14 protein-coding genes are annotated in these 17402 nt (G+C 34.5%); 5 read left to right on the top strand and 9 right to left on the bottom strand.

Annotated elements, in window-relative coordinates; all coding sequences use genetic code 11:
* Positions 1 to 5: 5 nt before the first annotated feature.
* The 5 genes from H600_RS0112615 to H600_RS0112635 all read right to left on the bottom strand — a co-directional run bounded on the left by H600_RS0112615 (position 6) and on the right by H600_RS0112635 (position 4342).
* Positions 6 to 1010 (bottom strand): DHH family phosphoesterase, encoded by a 1005-nt coding sequence (locus H600_RS0112615; RefSeq protein ID WP_026729118.1) that lies wholly within the window; start codon positions 1008 to 1010, stop codon positions 6 to 8.
* A 173-nt stretch (positions 1011 to 1183) separates the two neighbouring features.
* Positions 1184 to 2440 (bottom strand): voltage-gated chloride channel family protein, encoded by a 1257-nt coding sequence (locus tag H600_RS0112620; RefSeq protein WP_026729119.1) that lies wholly within the window; start codon positions 2438 to 2440, stop codon positions 1184 to 1186.
* A 139-nt stretch (positions 2441 to 2579) separates the two neighbouring features.
* Entirely contained in the window at positions 2580 to 2963 is a 384-nt protein-coding gene (locus H600_RS0112625) for a RidA family protein (protein ID WP_026729120.1), read from the bottom strand.
* A 163-nt stretch (positions 2964 to 3126) separates the two neighbouring features.
* Entirely contained in the window at positions 3127 to 3432 is a 306-nt protein-coding gene (locus H600_RS0112630) for a chaperone modulator CbpM (RefSeq protein WP_026729121.1), read from the bottom strand.
* Positions 3422 to 4342: a DnaJ C-terminal domain-containing protein gene (locus H600_RS0112635; protein WP_026729122.1), complete on the bottom strand. Its 921-nt coding sequence runs from the start codon at positions 4340 to 4342 to the stop codon at positions 3422 to 3424. The genes H600_RS0112630 and H600_RS0112635 overlap by 11 nt, the downstream gene beginning before the upstream one ends.
* A 302-nt stretch (positions 4343 to 4644) precedes the next feature.
* Between H600_RS0112635 and H600_RS0112645 the strand changes: the two genes are divergently transcribed.
* Complete coding sequence (locus H600_RS0112645; RefSeq protein ID WP_026729123.1) at positions 4645 to 5367, top strand: hypothetical protein; 723 nt, start codon at positions 4645 to 4647, stop codon at positions 5365 to 5367.
* 104 nt (positions 5368 to 5471) lie between these two features.
* On the opposite strand, the gene H600_RS0112650 is transcribed toward H600_RS0112645, so the two are convergent.
* On the bottom strand, positions 5472 to 5999 hold the full coding sequence (locus H600_RS0112650) for a hypothetical protein (RefSeq protein WP_026729124.1): 528 nt from the start codon (positions 5997 to 5999) through the stop codon (positions 5472 to 5474).
* A gap of 241 nt (positions 6000 to 6240) precedes the next feature.
* Here H600_RS0112650 and guaA point away from each other — a divergent pair, with 241 nt between their 5' ends.
* The 4 genes from guaA to H600_RS0112670 all read left to right on the top strand — a co-directional run bounded on the left by guaA (position 6241) and on the right by H600_RS0112670 (position 12336).
* Entirely contained in the window at positions 6241 to 7770 is a 1530-nt protein-coding gene (guaA, locus tag H600_RS0112655; protein ID WP_026729125.1) for a glutamine-hydrolyzing GMP synthase, read from the top strand.
* A 62-nt stretch (positions 7771 to 7832) separates the two neighbouring features.
* Positions 7833 to 9746: a muramidase family protein gene (locus H600_RS0112660; RefSeq protein WP_026729126.1), complete on the top strand. Its 1914-nt coding sequence runs from the start codon at positions 7833 to 7835 to the stop codon at positions 9744 to 9746.
* A 95-nt stretch (positions 9747 to 9841) separates the two neighbouring features.
* A complete protein-coding gene (locus H600_RS0112665) occupies positions 9842 to 11935 on the top strand; it encodes a LysM peptidoglycan-binding domain-containing protein (protein WP_026729127.1) in 2094 nt (697 codons plus the stop codon).
* Entirely contained in the window at positions 11935 to 12336 is a 402-nt protein-coding gene (locus tag H600_RS0112670) for an OsmC family protein (RefSeq protein WP_026729128.1), read from the top strand. The genes H600_RS0112665 and H600_RS0112670 overlap by 1 nt, the downstream gene beginning before the upstream one ends.
* Positions 12337 to 12600: 264 nt before the next feature.
* Here H600_RS0112670 and H600_RS0112675 read toward each other — a convergent pair whose 3' ends face one another.
* From H600_RS0112675 to H600_RS0112685, 3 genes are all read right to left on the bottom strand, one after another.
* Positions 12601 to 14457 (bottom strand): glycoside hydrolase family 35 protein, encoded by a 1857-nt coding sequence (locus H600_RS0112675; protein ID WP_026729129.1) that lies wholly within the window; start codon positions 14455 to 14457, stop codon positions 12601 to 12603.
* An 82-nt stretch (positions 14458 to 14539) separates the two neighbouring features.
* On the bottom strand, positions 14540 to 15877 hold the full coding sequence (locus H600_RS0112680) for a Gfo/Idh/MocA family protein (RefSeq protein WP_245176587.1): 1338 nt from the start codon (positions 15875 to 15877) through the stop codon (positions 14540 to 14542).
* A 124-nt stretch (positions 15878 to 16001) separates the two neighbouring features.
* On the bottom strand, positions 16002 to 17321 hold the full coding sequence (locus H600_RS0112685) for a DUF3472 domain-containing protein (protein WP_026729131.1): 1320 nt from the start codon (positions 17319 to 17321) through the stop codon (positions 16002 to 16004).
* Positions 17322 to 17402: the final 81 nt, after the last annotated feature.

The following is a 17402-nucleotide window of genomic DNA, read 5'->3' on the forward strand; positions in this document are numbered from 1 at the left end:
TTCGATTATATTGTAAGTTTAGTAACTAAATCCTCAAATTTCTGCAACGTTTCTTCCATTGATAGTTCAGATCTTCCGCCGGCTGCATTGCTGTGTCCTCCACCATTGAAATGATCTCTGGCAAATTGGTTTACATCAAATCCTCCTTGTGAACGGAAAGATATTTTGATGATTTTCTCATCTTTATTTTCGATAAAAATAGCAGTAAAAACTATACCTTTTATACTTAAGCCATAATTAACAATTCCTTCAGTGTCGCCTTTTACATAATCAAAAGAATCTAGTTCGTCTTGAGTAAGCGAAGTATATGATGTTTTATGCTCTTCAAAAACTTTCATATTCTGCAGCGCGCGTCCTAATAATTGCAAACGGCTGTATGAGCTATTATCAAATAATAAAACCGGGATTTGAGTATTTTCAACTCCAAGGTCAATTAATTCAGCAATGATTCGGTGAGTGTTGCCTGTTGTTCCAGGAAAACGAAATGAGCCAGAATCAGTCAAAATTCCGGTATAAATGCAGGTTGCAATGGTTTTGTCGATATCTTCTTTTTTATTCAAAAACGAAATAAAGTTATAAACCATTTCACAGGTTGACCCAAATGTAGTATCAGAGTACATATAAGTCGCGTAATCATCAGGTTTTTGATGATGATCAATCATAATGAAAGGAACTGTAAGCTTTGCTAAAGTATGCTCCATTTCACCTGTACGATGAAATGCATTAAAATCAAGTGTAAAAATCAACTCAGCGTCTTCTAAAATCTGAGTACAGTTTTCAGTGTCTTTTTCGAAAATTTTTACAGTTTCAGACCCCGGAAGCCACGCTAGGAATTCAGGAAATTCATTTGGCGTAATTACGGTTGCCTGATGATTGTTTTTGATTAAAAAATGGTATAAAGCCAATGTAGAACCCATGGCATCTCCGTCTGGGCCTCTATGCGGGATTATTGCAATTTTCTTTGGGGTTGCAAGCAGCAATTGTATTGCCTGAATATCTTGTATTTTCATAGTGTGCGAATTTACATTTTTTTAATGTAATGCTGAAATAATTTTAGTATTCAGTCGCAGTGGTAAGTGTTCTGAATTTTCAGGATTCAGTCACAGTCTTAGTTTTCAGTTTTGAACTTAATTTGGAATTTGGCTCTTCGACTTCGTTCAGTGTGATATTTGGAATTTTACATTTAAAGATGTTCCAATTTTTCACTCTTAAATCTTTGATACAATTTGTATTTTACACCTTTAACAATCTGTGATTTGTAAATGCCAACAGAACCTGAAGAAAAATACGCAATTGTACATCCGATGGCGATAAATATTCCAGGCGCAATTCCGAATAATTCCATTCCCATAATAGAGCAGGCAATAGGCGTGTGGGTTGCCCCAGAAAAAACGGCAACAAATCCAACTCCTGCCAAAAGCGCAATTGGCATCGGAATTATGGTCGATAGAGCACTTCCCAATGTGGCTCCGACAAAAAACAAAGGTGTTACTTCACCACCTTTAAAACCAGCGCCTAAAGTAAATCCGGTAAAAAGAATTTTTAATAGAAAATCATACCATTCGTTTGGATTCGAAAAAGAATCAACAATTACAGGAACTCCAAGTCCTGAAAATTTTGTCAATCCAAAACCAGCAATGGCAATCGCTAAAACAACGCCGCCAATTAAAGGACGAAGTGGTGGATATTTGATGTTTTTTGAAAAAAGAGAACCCCAAAAATGAGTGCTTCTTGCAAACAATAAAGCGGCAAAACCGGATAAAAGACCGATAATTACGGTGTAAAATAAATTACTGAAATTAAGTTGCGGGACAATTGGAATGCTGTAATGAGTATGTTTTATTTGCCAAAATTCAACAGTGAAATAAGCAGCGTAAGCGACTAAAAAAGAAAGTAAAATGCTTTTGAAATTGATTTTGCTGAAGTATAAAACTTCTAAAGCAAAAATAGCGCCTGCTAAAGGCGTTCCGAAAACTGATGCAAAACCCGCGCTGATTCCTAGAATAATTAAAATTTTGCGTTCGGAATTGTCTAGTTTGAAAATTTTGGTGAATTGATCGGCAATTGCGCCTCCCATTTGGACCGCAGTTCCTTCACGGCCGGCAGAGCCTCCAAATAAATGAGTAAGCAAGGTTCCTAAAAGTACTAAAGGAGCCATTTTAAACGGAATTACTTTTTGCGGATTTTCGTATTCTTCCAACAATAAATTATTTCCTTTTGCAACAGATTCTCCCCAGCAATAATAACTCAAGCCAACTAATAATCCGCCAATTGGCAAAAGCCAAATAATCCAATCATGCGCAATTCTAAATTGCGTCACCCATTCTAAAGAAACAAGAAAAAAAGCTGACGCTGATCCCGAAAATATACCGATTAAGAAACAAATGAGAATCCATTTGAATAGGTCGAGCAGGAATTGTTTGGGATTTTGGAAAGCCATTAAGGAGTTAATTGTTTTAGCCACGAATTTCGCCAATTTTCACGAATTAAAAGAGAAAAATAATCATTTTTAATCTTTTAATCAGTGGCACTTAAAAAAAGAATTAGTGTAATTCGCGAAATTCGTGGCTATAAAAATATTACTGTACTACAGCAGTAAATTCGATTTCAACCAAATATTCAGGAGCAACCAATTTGCTGATTTCATAAAATCCAGTTGTAGGTTTTACATCTTTAAAGAAAGCCGAATGTGCTCTGGCAACTTCCTCAAAAGTAGAAACATCTGTAGTGAAAATTCTTGTTCTGATAACATCTTTTATTCCAACGTTCAAATCTTCAAGAACTTTTTCAACGCGTTCAATAATGTTATATGTTTGTGCGTACGCGTCATCGGCTTTTACTTTTTCGCCGTCAACGATTGCTACAGTTCCTGAAACTTCGATGATGTTGCCAATTCTTACAGCGCGGCAGTATCCCATTTTGTCTTCCCACGGCGATCCTGTTAAGATGTTTTCTCTTTTCATTTTATGAATTTTTTTGAATTGTTTTTTGATGGTTTTTAAAACAAATTCAGGTTAATTAATGTGTTGCAATTTATGAAATAAGCGCGTCAAAAAGAATCGTTTTCAGTTGAAATCCCGAAGAAAATTGTGCTTTTTTGTGATATTTTAAAACAGAATTCGAATTTTATTTCAATTCTTCTTCTTCATAAATTCGGAGTTTGTTTTGTGTATTTGTCAAGTGTTGCTGTAAAACTTCAATTTTATTTAATAAGTGATAAATCGCGTCAATTCCTTCCATATTAATATTAAGATCATAATGCATTCGCATCATTTTCTCGATTGTTGGCAATTCTTCAGGTTCCAGGTATTCATCATTTTCTTCAAAAATAATTTTCACCAAACCATAATTGTTGAGTTCTTTTATAAAGGTATTTTCAATTTCGTGATACATACAAAATTGTTTTATTTGAATCAAATTTTTACTGGCCATGATTTCTGAGTTTAGATAATTCTGCAAATAATTCTTTTTCTTTTTCAGATAATTTGGTTGGGATTTTTAAGTTATATGTCACATATAAATCACCAAACTGATTGTCTTTTTTGTAGAGAGGAAAACCTTTTCCTTTTAATTTTACTTTTGTTCCTGTTTGCGTTTCGGCCGGCACTTTTATTTTTACTTTTCCATCAAAGGTTTTTATGTTTATTTCGCCACCCAAAATCGCTGTGTATAAGTCCAAGTCAACAGTAGAATAGAGGTTGTTTCCTTCTCTTTTAAAATCAGAATTGTTAGAGATTTGAAAAGTAATATACAAATCGCCATTTGGACCGTTGTTTACTCCGGCGCCACCATGTCCGGGAATTTTTATAACCTGACCATTTTCAACTCCAGCCGGAATTGTAATTCTAATGTTCTTTCCATTTACAGTCAAGCTTTGTTTGTGTGTCGTGTATGCCGATGCCAAATCAAGCTGTAATTCGGCGTTGAAATCTTGGCCTCTATATTTTGACTGACTTCTGCCACTTCGTCCTGATCCGTACATCGAATTAAAGAAATCAGAAAAATCACTTCCAGAAAAATCACTTCCAAAACCAGAAAAATCCTGTCCGCTTTGCTGTCTCGAATATTGCTGTTGTTGCTGATTTGGATCATAACCAGCTTTCTCAAATTCGTCGGCATGTTTCCAGTCTTTTCCATATTTATCGTATTTTTTACGATTTTCAGGATTGCTTAAAACTTCATTTGCTTCATTGATTTCTTTGAATTTTTTCTCCGCTTCTTTATCATTCGGATTCAAATCAGGATGGTATTTGCGGGCTAATTTCCTGTATGCTTTTTTGATTTCGGCTTCTGTAGCTGTTTTTGTGATTTCCAATGTTTTATAATAGTCGATATAATCCATTTTCTTGATTTTTTGATGAACAAAAATTTAAAGCTTGAATTTAGGAATAAGTTGCTTATTCTCAAAACAAAGAAGAATTTTATAACAAAATTTTTACAAAGGGATTCTACGGATGTATTTTGGGGTAATGTAAAAATTAACGATGGGAATTAAACTATGGCAGGTTTTTTGATTCTAAAAATTAGGCCAAAATATTGTTATAAAATACTTAAAGTGGAAGTGCGTAAACAAATTATAGTATTTTTGCTCTACACTAAAATATTTTGCAAAAATTAACAGGCCGAGTCGATAAAACCTCTTCAATGAAGCATATTTTATTTTTCATATTATTTTTTACTGCTGCAACGCTTTCAGCTCAAAATGAATTTAGTACTAAATTCAAGAGTATTCCTGCACCAAAGTTTAATGCGAAGCCTAAAAAAATACCGGCTCCTGATTTGCCGGATTTGAACGATCCTGCTGCGCCAACTGCTGAAATTCCAAGTATCAAAACACCAAATGTTTATGATAATACGCAATTAACGACAAAATCGAAATTTCAGATTGGAGAAGAAAAAAGCAAATTTACAATGTCGACTGAAAGTCAATTTGCAAATCCAGGAGATCGTTATGTAGCGAAGATGGAAAAAGATTTGGATAAGGCTTTAAAAGATGCCGGACTTCGTGAAGGCCGTGGAACATTAGTAAAAAAGAATATTTCATTAGGAGATTTCAAGACAAAGTCGCAATATTTTATAGTAAAGTTTCGTGATTTTGGAGCGATCGATGGCGATTTGGTAAAAGTATCTAATAATGATGCAGTAATTCGAGATCAGATTTTTTTAGATTCTAATTTTAAAGAGGTGAAAATTAATTTAGCCGAGGGATTTAATAAATTAGATTTTGAAGCTCTAAATATAGGAAGCCTTGGAGGGAACACTGCCGAAATCCAAGTGTATGATGATAAAGGCGCATTAGTAACCAATGATTATTGGGACAATCTTGCAGCAGGATTTAAAGCTTCGATTGTGGTTACAAAAGAATAAGCACTGTAAGCGCAAGTAACAAAGCGACAAAGGTTCAAAGAGGCAAAGTTTTTTACACTTCGTTTACCTTTGAACCTTTGTCGCTTTGTTACTTTGGACCTTTTTTAGAACGGATCTGCAGTAACCTTAAACTTCATCTCAGCTTTTACAGTCACATCTTTCGTTAGAGTTTCTTTCAAAGTTACTTTAGTTCTAATTTTATAGCTATCTGCTTTAATATATTGATCTAGTTTTTTATCGGTACAAATCAAGTCAATTGTGTTGTTGGTTGACATGATATTATCTTGATAGGCCAATTCAATTTCATCTGAATTTGTTGTTGAAATATATAAATGAACCGATTTCAAAAATGTAAAAGTTTTATCCGATGGGTCAGAAATCGATAATTTCAACGATCTCAATTTTACATCTTTTACCAAACTTGCTTTAGTTTTATTGTTGTCAAATTCGGCAGATGAATTTGTCGTTACTTCTGGCGTTATAATTTCTGAAGGCAGATTAATTGGCGAAGTGCTTTGAATTTTGATCGAAGCGTTATTTGAAATTGTAAAAGTCAACAAATCGTCGACAGCATCACAAGAAGTTAAAAAGATTGACAATAAAACGGTCAAGGCAATAAGTTTTGATTTCATAGTTTAATTTAAATTGTTTTTTCGTTACATACGAAATAATTTGGGGTTTGGATTTTTGTTTTAAGGTTCAAAGTTACAAAGGGGAAAAGTGACAAAGTGACAAAGTTCTTTTGCTATTTTAAACCTTATGTTGCTTTATTACTTTGATCCTTTGTAGCTAAAAATCGGAACGTTGAAAAAAAATATTTATTTTTTCAACGTTCCGATTTTTGAATTTCGAATATAAAAAGTACTTTTGCGCATGCAACACAACGTACTTATTTTAGATTTCGGATCGCAATATACTCAGCTTATTGCGCGTAGAGTTCGCGAATTAAATATATTCTGCGAAATTTTTCCTTACAATCACATTCCAAGTGATTTATCAAGTTATAAAGCCGTAATTTTAGGAGGAAGTCCTTTCTCAGTTAGAGGAGAAGATGCACCACATCCTGATTTATCACAAATTAGAGGTAAAATGCCTTTGCTTGCCGTTTGTTATGGAGCGCAATATTTGGCTCATTTCAGTGGAGGTGAAGTAGCTGCTTCTAATACTAGAGAATACGGAAGAGCAAACTTGTCTTATATTAAAGAAGGTGAAACTTTCTTTGAAGGAGTTTCAGAAAACAGTCAAGTTTGGATGAGTCATAGCGATAGTATCAAAGCGCTTCCAACAAATGCTGTAAAATTAGCAAGCACGCATGACGTAGAATATGCAGCTTATAAAATTGAAGGCGAAACTACTTATGCAATTCAATATCACCCAGAGGTTTATCATTCAACAGATGGAAAACAGATGTTGGAAAACTTCTTAGTTAAAATTGCTGAAGTTCCTCAAAACTTTACTCCAAATGCTTTCGTTGATGAAATGGTAGCAGAATTAAAAGAAAAACTAGGAAACGATAAAGTAGTTCTTGGTTTATCTGGAGGAGTAGATTCTACTGTAGCAGCAGTTTTATTGAACAAAGCAATCGGACAAAATTTATATTGCATCTTCGTAAATAACGGTTTACTTCGTAAAAACGAATTCCAAAATGTATTAGATCAATACAAAGGAATGGGATTAAACGTAAAAGGTGTAGATGCAGGAGATCGTTTCCTTGGTGAATTAGCAGGAATCAGTGACCCAGAAACCAAACGTAAAACAATCGGTCGTGTATTTATCGAAGTTTTTGATGATGAATCACACTTATTAGAAGACGTTAAATGGTTGGCACAAGGAACTATTTACCCAGACGTAATCGAATCTGTTTCAGTAAAAGGACCATCGGCAACTATTAAATCGCACCACAACGTTGGTGGATTGCCAGATTATATGAAATTAAAAATTGTAGAGCCGCTTAGAATGTTGTTTAAAGACGAAGTTCGTAGAGTTGGTGCTACATTAGGAATAGATCCAGAATTATTAGGAAGACATCCTTTTCCAGGACCTGGATTGTCAATCAGAATTCTTGGCGATATTACTCCAGAGAAAGTTAGAATTTTACAAGATGTAGATTCGGTATTTATCGAAGGATTAAAATCTTGGGGATTGTACGACAAAGTTTGGCAGGCTGGAGCAATTTTGCTTCCTGTAAACAGTGTTGGAGTTATGGGTGATGAGCGTACATACGAAAAAGTAGTAGCGCTTAGAGCCGTAGAATCAACAGACGGTATGACGGCTGACTGGGTTCATTTGCCTTACGATTTCTTGATGAAAGTTTCAAATGATATTATAAATAAAGTAAAAGGCGTGAATCGCGTGGTTTACGATATTAGTTCAAAACCACCTGCAACAATTGAGTGGGAATAGTAAGATTTTTCAAATTAAGGCGTTACATTTGTAATGCCTTAATTTTTTAAAACCTACTATTTATGAGAGAATTTTTAACGTTTTTTCTTGTCTTTATTTTGTCTTTTAACAGAATAACTGCACAAGATTCATTTATCGAGCACAAAATTCAAAAGGGAGAAACCGCTTATTTTATAGCCCAAAAATATAAGGTTTCGGTTGATGAAATCTACAAACTCAATCCCGAATCCCAAAACGGAATCAAAGACAATCAAATTATTAAGGTTCCGGTTCATTCTTCAGAAAAAACAAAAACAGAGCAACAAATTACTCACATTGTTGGCGAAAAGGAAACGCTTTACGGTTTGTCAAAAAAATATCATGTTTCTCAAGAAGGACTTCAAGAAGCTAATAAAGAAATTCTTGCCAGTGGACTTCAAGTTGGTCAGGAATTGATAATTCCGCAAAATTCAAGTTCTTCAAAAACAGAAATTACGACAGCTTCAAAAGCAACACATTTGGTTGTTGCGAAGGAATCTCTGTTCAGTATTGCTAGACAATATAATGTTTCAGTTGAAGATTTAGAAAACCTTAATAAAGATTTATTGCAAAACGGATTGCAGATTGGTCAAACAATTACAATTCCGAATAAAAGAAAAACGTTAGACGGAAGAGTTCGTGTTATCAATAAGGAGACAGTTTTTCATGTCGTTGAACCAAAAGAAACAAAATTTTCGATTTCAAAAAAATACGGCATTTCAATAGAACAGTTGGAATCACAAAATCCAGAAATTGTAAACGGATTGATTGTTGGAAATAAATTAGCGATTAATACAACAGCAATAAAACCTGCAAATGAAAGTGAGGAATTGATGCTGGCTCTTGCCGAAAAACAGGTTGTAGTTGAAAAGACAAAAGCAAAAACAGTTGAAATTGAAGATTTAAAAGATCGTTTGGTTGTTCAAAAAGAAATGAATCAGAAGATTATAAAAATCAATGATTTGAAAGTGAATTTGAATGACATGAATGGTTCTAAAGAAAATTCGGTTGAAAAACTGCGTTTGGTTTTAGAAGCTAATAAAAATGTTCAGGATATTTTGATGGCCAAATTAGATTCGCTTGTCATTGCAATGGATAATGATTTGAAAGAATTAAAACGAATGGATATTTTGAATGTCGAAGAATCTAAAAGATTAGAGAAACAATCTTCTGAAGGAATTAACAAAACCAGTGAATTGTCTTCGCAACTAAAAAAAGAATTGGCAGAAAACAGAAAAGCATATGCCGGTTTGATGAACAAAGTAGAAAAAATTGCTGTTGAAGAAAATCAGGAATACAAGAAGAAAATCCGCGAAAACGAGAAAAACAATAATGTGACTTCCATTCAGCAACGACTTTCTTTAGAAGAAATCAAACGCTATAAAATCCAGCAGGAGCAAGGCGATGCTCAAAATCAGTTGCTGATTGCAAAAATTGATTCGCTGGATACTCAGAAAAAAATTGAGGTAAAAAGACACATCAGCAAAGCTTCTTATTACAGTATGGAAGCGAGGAAATTTGATGATAAAGTGGCTTTGGTAAAATTGAAAAAGTATCAGGATGAGGCGATTAAAAAACAAAATAAATCGGGAGTTTCCGAAACTTCAAAAACGGTTTCATTAGAAGAAATGAAACGTGAGCTTGAGGAAAATCCGCTTAGAAAAGACAAAACAGTAAATGTTGAAGTTTTTGATAATCTTAAAGAAGTTTCAAACGGGTATTACTTAGTTTTAGGTATATTTACAGACGCAACACTTCGCGATAAACTTATCATGAAACTTATTGATTCTGGTGATTTTAACGCAAGTTTCTTTTTCAATATAAACAGTCTTTCGTATTATGTTTACTCGGATAAGTTTCAAAACATGGAAGAAGTTTTGTATAGATGCAAGAAAAAGGAAGAAGATGAGTTATATAAAGAAATAAGTATTGCTAAGGTCGAGATTGATCTAAGATAATTTTAGACCGAATTAACATTGGCCTGAATCTTGATTTGATCAGAAAGTAGTACCTTGTTTTTGAATTAAAAATTAAATTGTTTTAAGTCCTATTTATGAAATATTATTCAACATTATTGTTTCTGGTTTTTTTTGTAACCTGTTCTGCTTTTTCACAAGAAAAGGTTGTGAAATACACAGTTACAGGCAGTGAAACGATAAACCAGATTGCCGTAAAATTTAAAGTAACGCCTTATGATATTTATGCATTGAATCCAGATGCACGAAATGGTATTAAGCCTAATACTGTTTTGCTAATTCCATCTAAGGGTGTTAAAACAGTGGTGAAATCTGAAACAGCTGTGGCAAAAACTGCTGCTACTTCTAAAGAAATTATTCACGATGTACAGCCAAAAGAAACTTTTTACAGCATTGAAAAAAAATATGGAATTTCAGATGCCGATTTGAAAGCGGCAAACCCTTTTTTAGAAAAAGATGGTGTTCAGATTGGACAAAAGTTGGTAATTCCTGCAAAAGGTTCGGCTCCAAAAGCACAAACTGCTAGTGCAAAATCGACTAAAAGTAATGCACAGGAAAAATATGTTTATCACGATGTGCAGCCAAAAGAAACAAAATTTGGTATCGCAAAACAATACAATATGACGGTTGAAGAATTAGAAAAGCGTAATCCTGAAATTGTTTCTAATTTGCCAGTTGGATATCGATTGACAATTAAAGGAACTGCGCCTAAAACAGAAGCTACGCCTGTAGCAAATGTAGCAAAACCAGCAGAAGTTAAGAAAACCGAAACTTCTAAAAAGGCAGTTTCTTATATGGAATATCAAGTAAAGTCGAAAGAAACTTTTTATAGTTTAGGACGAACATTTCATTTGACTCAGGATGAATTAGTGGCATTAAATCCTTCACTTTCTGAAGGTGTAAAAGAGGGAATGGTTTTAAAAGTTCCGACAGGATATTTAGCGCCTCAGCCAATTATTGCTCAGGCACAGCCAGTAGAAAAAGCTGCTGAAAAGCCTATTATAAATACGGAAGACACTCCAAGCGGAATAAAAATTGTCGATAAAGTAAAATCAGAAACGGTTTCTGCTGACCCTGAGGTGGTGGAACTGACAAAGAAAAGAGGGCAGAATGAACGCCAAAAAGTAGTTTTGTTATTGCCATTTAACTTGGCAAAACTTCAGAGCGATACGACGAGCATGGCAACGAAGATTAAAAATGATAAATTTTTAAACATGACTCTTGATTTTTATTCGGGGGCAATGATGGCGATTGATTCGGCCAAAACATTAAAATTGCCAATTGATGTTGCGATTTATGATTCTCAGGAAACCAAAACGTCATCAAATATTTCAAGCTTAATTGCACAAAATAAATTGCAAAATGCAAATGCTGTGATTGGACCATTTTATCAAAACAATGCGGAGTCGACTGCAAATTCACTTCGGATTTATAATGTTCCTGTGATTTCGCCTTTGTCAAAAGATGCCGCAAATCCAATTGATAATTTATATCAAGCAATCCCATCAAATGATGTAATCCGAAACGCCGTTTTTGATTACATGCGTGCTAAAAACGGAAATATAGTAGCTGTAGTTGATAAGAAAAAAGAATCTGTAATTAATTATATCAAACAAAACCAAAAAGGAGTTGTGTTTGCTACTTTGACAGAAACTGGCGGATTGGATGTCGCGAACTTAAAAGGTTTGTTGCTTCCGGGACGAATGAATTATGTGGTGATGGAAACGGGAAATACAGCAATGGTAAAAGCGACAATAAAAGCGTTGCTTGATTCGCAAAAAACGTGTCAGGTGCAATTGGTGATTTTAGAGCCAAATAGTACATTGGATACAGATGAAATCAGTTTTGATAATTTGGTTAAACTAAATTTGATGTATCCGTCGGTGACACGTGAAAGTAGTGAAGCCGGAGCTATGATTTTCAAAAAAGAATACCGTTTGAAAAACAAAATAAATCCAAGTATTTATGCAACCAAAGGATTTGATGTAACTTTTGATACCATGATGCGTTTGGTTCAGGGAAAAACATACCAGGAAACAGCTGATTTAATGACCACAGAACAAGTGGACAATAAATTTCAATATTATAAAAAAGAAGATGGAGGACACGCAAACAAAGGTGTTTACATTTTATATTACGACAGCGATTTAACTTTAAAAGCAGCAAACTAATGACATCAAAAGTAACCTATTTAGGCGATTTAAGAACAAGTTCAATTCATGTGCAATCTGGAAGCGAAATCATTTCAGATGCACCTCTAGATAATAACGGAAAAGGGGAAGCTTTTTCTCCAACAGATACTGTAGCAAATGCTTTAGCAAGCTGCATGATGACGATTATGGGAATCAAAGCCCGTGATTTAGAAGTTGATTTTGTAGGTTCTACTGCAGAAGTAACAAAAATCATGAACGCAGAACCAAGAAGAATTGGTGCAATCGAAATTGTGTTTGATATGACAAGCAATGCTGATGAAAAAAGCAAAACAATTTTAGAGCGCGCTGCAATGACTTGTCCAGTGTTTTTAAGTTTAAGCAGTGAAATTGAAAAGAAAATTACTTTTAACTGGAGTTAATTTTTTTGAACTGAATATTAAAAATGAGCTGTCTCAAAAGGACAGCTTCTTTTTTTTTGTAAGCTTCGGAGAAGCGAAATATTTATAGCAAAGAATCGATATATGCTATATTAAGCTCCAGCGGAGCGACATATCTTTAATTTTTAAAAAAGATATGTCGCTCCGCTGGAGCTTTCTCTTATTGCTTGATCTAAATTCTATAAATATTTTACCCCTCTGGGGTTTTTGCTTATAAAACTATTCTTGATGTTTTTTTTCAGAACTTTATCCTTTTTCAGGTTTTAAATCTTCTAAAATGGGTGTTGCTATCGTTTTTACTTCTTTTTGCATGGTTTGATTTTTTTGCTCAAAAATGGTAATTTGATTTTTACCCTTATTAAGCCAACAACCCGGAACATACAAAGTTTGCTGTGGGCCAACGCTCCAATAACGACCAATATTGATCCCGTTTATAAAAACAATTCCTTTTCCCCAATCTCTCATATCGAGAAAAGTATCACCAGTTTTTTTCAGATTGAAAGTGCCTTGATATAAAGTGGGGCGATTTGCTTTCGCAGAATTTTTATAAATGGCCAAATCAGGTTCTGCATTCATTGGCAGTTTGTACATTTCCCAATTGCCTGTAATGGTTTCTCCATTAATAATTACGGGACTTATAATTCCTTTATTATTTGAATTAATTTGAGAACCGTAATTGATGCGTCCCATATTTTCGACAATAATATCTAAAGTCGCATTAAAAGGAACTTCGATTTCACAGCTGTAATTTTTGTAATAGCGGTTTAATTCGGCTATTTTTTTTCCGTTAACATACACAATTGCGTAATCTCTTAAACCATTTATTTCTAATTTTCCGCTGATAGGCTGCGTAAATTTTTTACTGTACCAAACGTAACCGTGACCTTGATTTAATTGTTCAAAAGTCTGTGGATTATCTTCAATTACAGGATCGATTTTCGATTTTAAATCTTCTAAATCAATGGCTTTAGTTAAAGAAATATTAGGAATTGTAATAACTGGAATTTGGTCCGGAACATTTGGGGTTTCGTTATTTTTTAAAAGTTCTCTTAACGCATTATATTTTGGAGTTGCCCAGCCCGCTTCGCTAATTGGCGCATCATAATCATAAGAAGTCATATCGGGTTGAATGTCGTGCTCTTTATCATAATTTGCTCCAGATGTAAAGCCAAAATTAGTACCACCATGAACCATATAATAGTTGAATGAAACTTGATTGTCTAGATATTTTTTAGTTTGACGTGCAGTTTGTTCTGGCTTTTGTTTAGGAAATGGTTCTGCCCAATGATCCAGCCAGCCAGGATAGAATTCAGCAACCATATAAGGTCCTTGACCGTTGTTGAATTGATCTACTACTTTTTTTAGTTTTGCAACATCATCTTCGCCATTTGCAGTCGGCAAAGCGCCCGGCAAAGCTCCGCCTTCAAAAAGCCAACTTCCATCTGAAGTAAAAAATGGGACTTCAAAACCAACATCTTTTAACTGCTGAAAAACTGCAGCACTGTATTTTTTGTGATCTTCAAGCGAAATATCTTTTCGTTGCGAAACATACGAACCAAATTCATTTTCACCCTGAACCATGATAATTGGTCCTCCTTTGGTTATTTGCAAAGAACCAAGTTGATTGTATAACTCCGTAAAATAAGCTTTTGTTGCAGCCAAATATTGCGCATTATTGCCACGAATAACCATGTTTGGAATGTTTTGCAGAAACCATGGATAGCCACCAAATTCCCATTCAGCGCATACATATGGACCTGGACGCAAAATCACGAATAATCCTTCTTCTTGTGCAATCTTAATGTATTCTGCAACATCTTTATTCCCTGTTTTAAAATCCCAAACACCGGGTACGACTTCATGATAATTCCAAAAAACGTAAGTAGCAACAGCATTTAATCCCATAGCTTTCATCATTTGAAGCCTATGACGCCAATATTGTTTTGGGATTCGGGAATAGTGCATTTCTCCCGAATGAATTTGGATGGGTTTTCCATCTAAAAGAAAATTCCCATTGCTGATCGCGAAAGTTTGTTTGTTTTGCGCTGATGCTTCAGAAAATAAGCAGCAAGCAATAAAAAGAAATACAGCTATTTTTTTCATTTTGTTGTGATGAGATTTGTTTTAAAACAGACAAGAGGACAAATATAATCTTTGCCCTCTTGTCTTCCTAACTAACCAATATTTATTCTGAAAACTCCAATTTTTTCAATTTGTTCCATCCTCCACGTGTAAAATCTGGTATTTCTACTGGAGCCGAATTATTGTCGAGAGAAATCTCAGTTAATGGCCCTAAACAAGACCATTCTGCTAAATCATAGACATCCATATCCAATGGAAGACCTTTTTGCAAACAGTAAATCAATCGGTAATCCATGATGAAATCCATACCGCCATGGCCTCCAACTTTTTTAGCTTGCTCTTCAATGCCTTTTGCGATAGGGTGTTTGTATTTTTCCATCAACGCTTTTTTAACCTCTGCAGGAACAAAAGAGTGCGCGCTTAGTTTTTCGTGATTTGGTTTTACATCATCGCTTAATTCTTTTCCATCTAAAGCATAACCTTCTAAAGGATATTTATTTGCAAAACCTTTTGTGCCACTCAATTGATACATTCTGCTGTATGGGCGAGGAGAAGTAACGTCATGTTGAATATGAATTGTTTTTCCGTTTTCTGTACGAATCATAGTCATGGTGTGATCACCATTTCTGAAATCTTTGATTTCTTTTCCAGATTTTTCTTTGATATAAGCAGGATTTCCAACGGCTTTTGTATCCATAGAAACCAAGAAATTCATTTTATCGCCACGGTGAATGTTTAAAGCTTGGCAAGCTGGCCCCATTCCGTGTGTTGCGTAAACATCGCCACGATGTTTGATGTTGTAATCCATTCTCCAGTTGTTCCAGTATTCTCCCCAAAATGGCTGTAAACCATGAATGTAAGAACCTTCAGCATGAAGAATTTCTCCAAAAACACCTTGTTGGGCCATGTTAAGAGTAGTCAATTCGAAGAAATCATAAACGCAGTTTTCTAATTGCATACAATGTTTTCTCGTTTTTTCGGAAGTATCAATAAGCTCCCAGATTTCTTTCATAGTTAAAGCTCCAGGTACTTCAATTGCTACGTGTTTTCCATCTTTCATAGCTTGAACACCAATTACAGCATGATGAAGCCAATCTGTTGCTACGTAAACTAAATCTACATTTGGCAATGCCGTCACTTTTCTCCAAGCATTTTCATCGCCATAAAATTCTTGTGCTTTTGGAAATCCTGCTTTAGTCAAGATTTCATTAGCTTTTGAAGTGTTCTCCTGTGTCATGTCGCAAAGTGCCACAATTTCGACACCCTGAATGTGTGTCATTCGTTCTACAGCACCTGGACCACGCATGCCAAGCCCGATAAAAGCGACACGAACAGTTGGAATGGCTGGTGCTGCCAAACGCAAAACATCGGTTTGACCTTTAGGACGTGCTGGAGTTTTTGTTTTAATCATCTGAGCCGTTGCAAATGTTCCCCACAACATAACGCAAACGGCTAAAATGATTTTAAAATTTCTGATTTTCATAATTATTTGTTTTTAGAATGATTTGATAATCATTAAAGATTATCGGGAATAGTGAGTTTTATTTGTTTTTTTTAGAAATAACTTATGGTAAAGTACTAAGGGTTATTTCAGGTTTTTTATTGTTCAGTGGTCTTGTAAAAGTAGTTTTTGGCGTTGTAAAATCATTAAAAAAGCCTCCGTTTTTTAGATAAAAATAATTCTTTTCTGTCCCTCCAGAAAAATCCATGCGATATTCTTTTGCACCAGTATTATCATTTGTAAATCGAGCCGAATTGAGTTCTGTCCAATTGCCTTTTTCGTCGCAAATCCATTGATTGTTGAATAAAACTTTTCGAGATAAATCGCCTTGTTCCGGAATAAAATTTTCTAAGAATGAGTGAAATCTTTTCAAATAAGTATTCGTTTGTGGGCGACTGAAGCTTGCAATTAGCATCCATTTGTTTAATTCTGGCGCATAAAAATAAGCGGTGTATGTTGTGCTGTTATCTCCATTTGGAAAACCTCTCAATAAGAATTTATAGGTTGTTCCTGCTTTCCAATTGTATTTTAAATAGCTTTGACCGCCAGAACCTTCGTTTCCAAATTCGCCGGTATGAACATTTTCTCCTTTTTTAAGCATTTTGATTTTATGCGATTCAGGAATACTTTTAGGGTCATCTGTTGTAAACGGACTCCAAACCGAAAATAAAACTCTTCTTTCAGTCGAGGAATTTACTTGGATTCCGAAATAACCTTCGCCAAAGCCATTCGCCATAAAATAAGAACCAATTTTGTCCTCGTTTTCAGGAACTGTAATTTCGTTGTAAAACCATTCGGCATTTGTGTTTTCAGGAATCGGATAATTTAAGTGTACAGATGGACCGCGTCGTCCCCAATGATAAAAATTACCTTCGTTATTTGGTACAAAAGAAATTTTTCCGTCGTAATCAGCGCTGGAAATTTTTAATCGATTGATAGACGGAAAACGATCACCAATTTTGCTGATTCCTTTTATTTTTAATGCTACATAGCCTTCTTGATTGATTTTCCAATTTCCTATTATGACTGCTTTTTTTGAAGAATTGAAAGTTACTTTTTTAATTTCATTTCCGATAGAAAATTCAACTTCTGCTTTGCCAGATACTTCAACAGATTCTTCTACTGAAATTTGAAAAGTTCCGGGTTTGAAAATTCTAAAATAAGCTGTAAAAGTCTCGTTAGAATCAGTCCAGTTTTCTATTCCATTATCTGTAATAGTTTCACTTTCCAAATGTTTGGAACTGTAGGCGTTTCCTGCTAATGGAAGAGAAATTTCTGTTTTTGGATTTTGTAAAATAAGATTTTCTGTTGCTGTTTCATTATGATCAGTGCAAGAGAAAGATACGAGAGAAAAAGCTAAAAACAGGTTTAGTAAATTTTTCATCGGTAAGTATTATTTAGGTTGTTTTTAAGCCTCTCTATTTTGAAGCAGAGAGGCTTTTAAAAACAAAAACAAATTTAAAAA

It is taken from the genome of Flavobacterium denitrificans DSM 15936 (genome assembly GCF_000425445.1).
Classification (GTDB): Bacteria; Bacteroidota; Bacteroidia; order Flavobacteriales; family Flavobacteriaceae; genus Flavobacterium; species Flavobacterium denitrificans.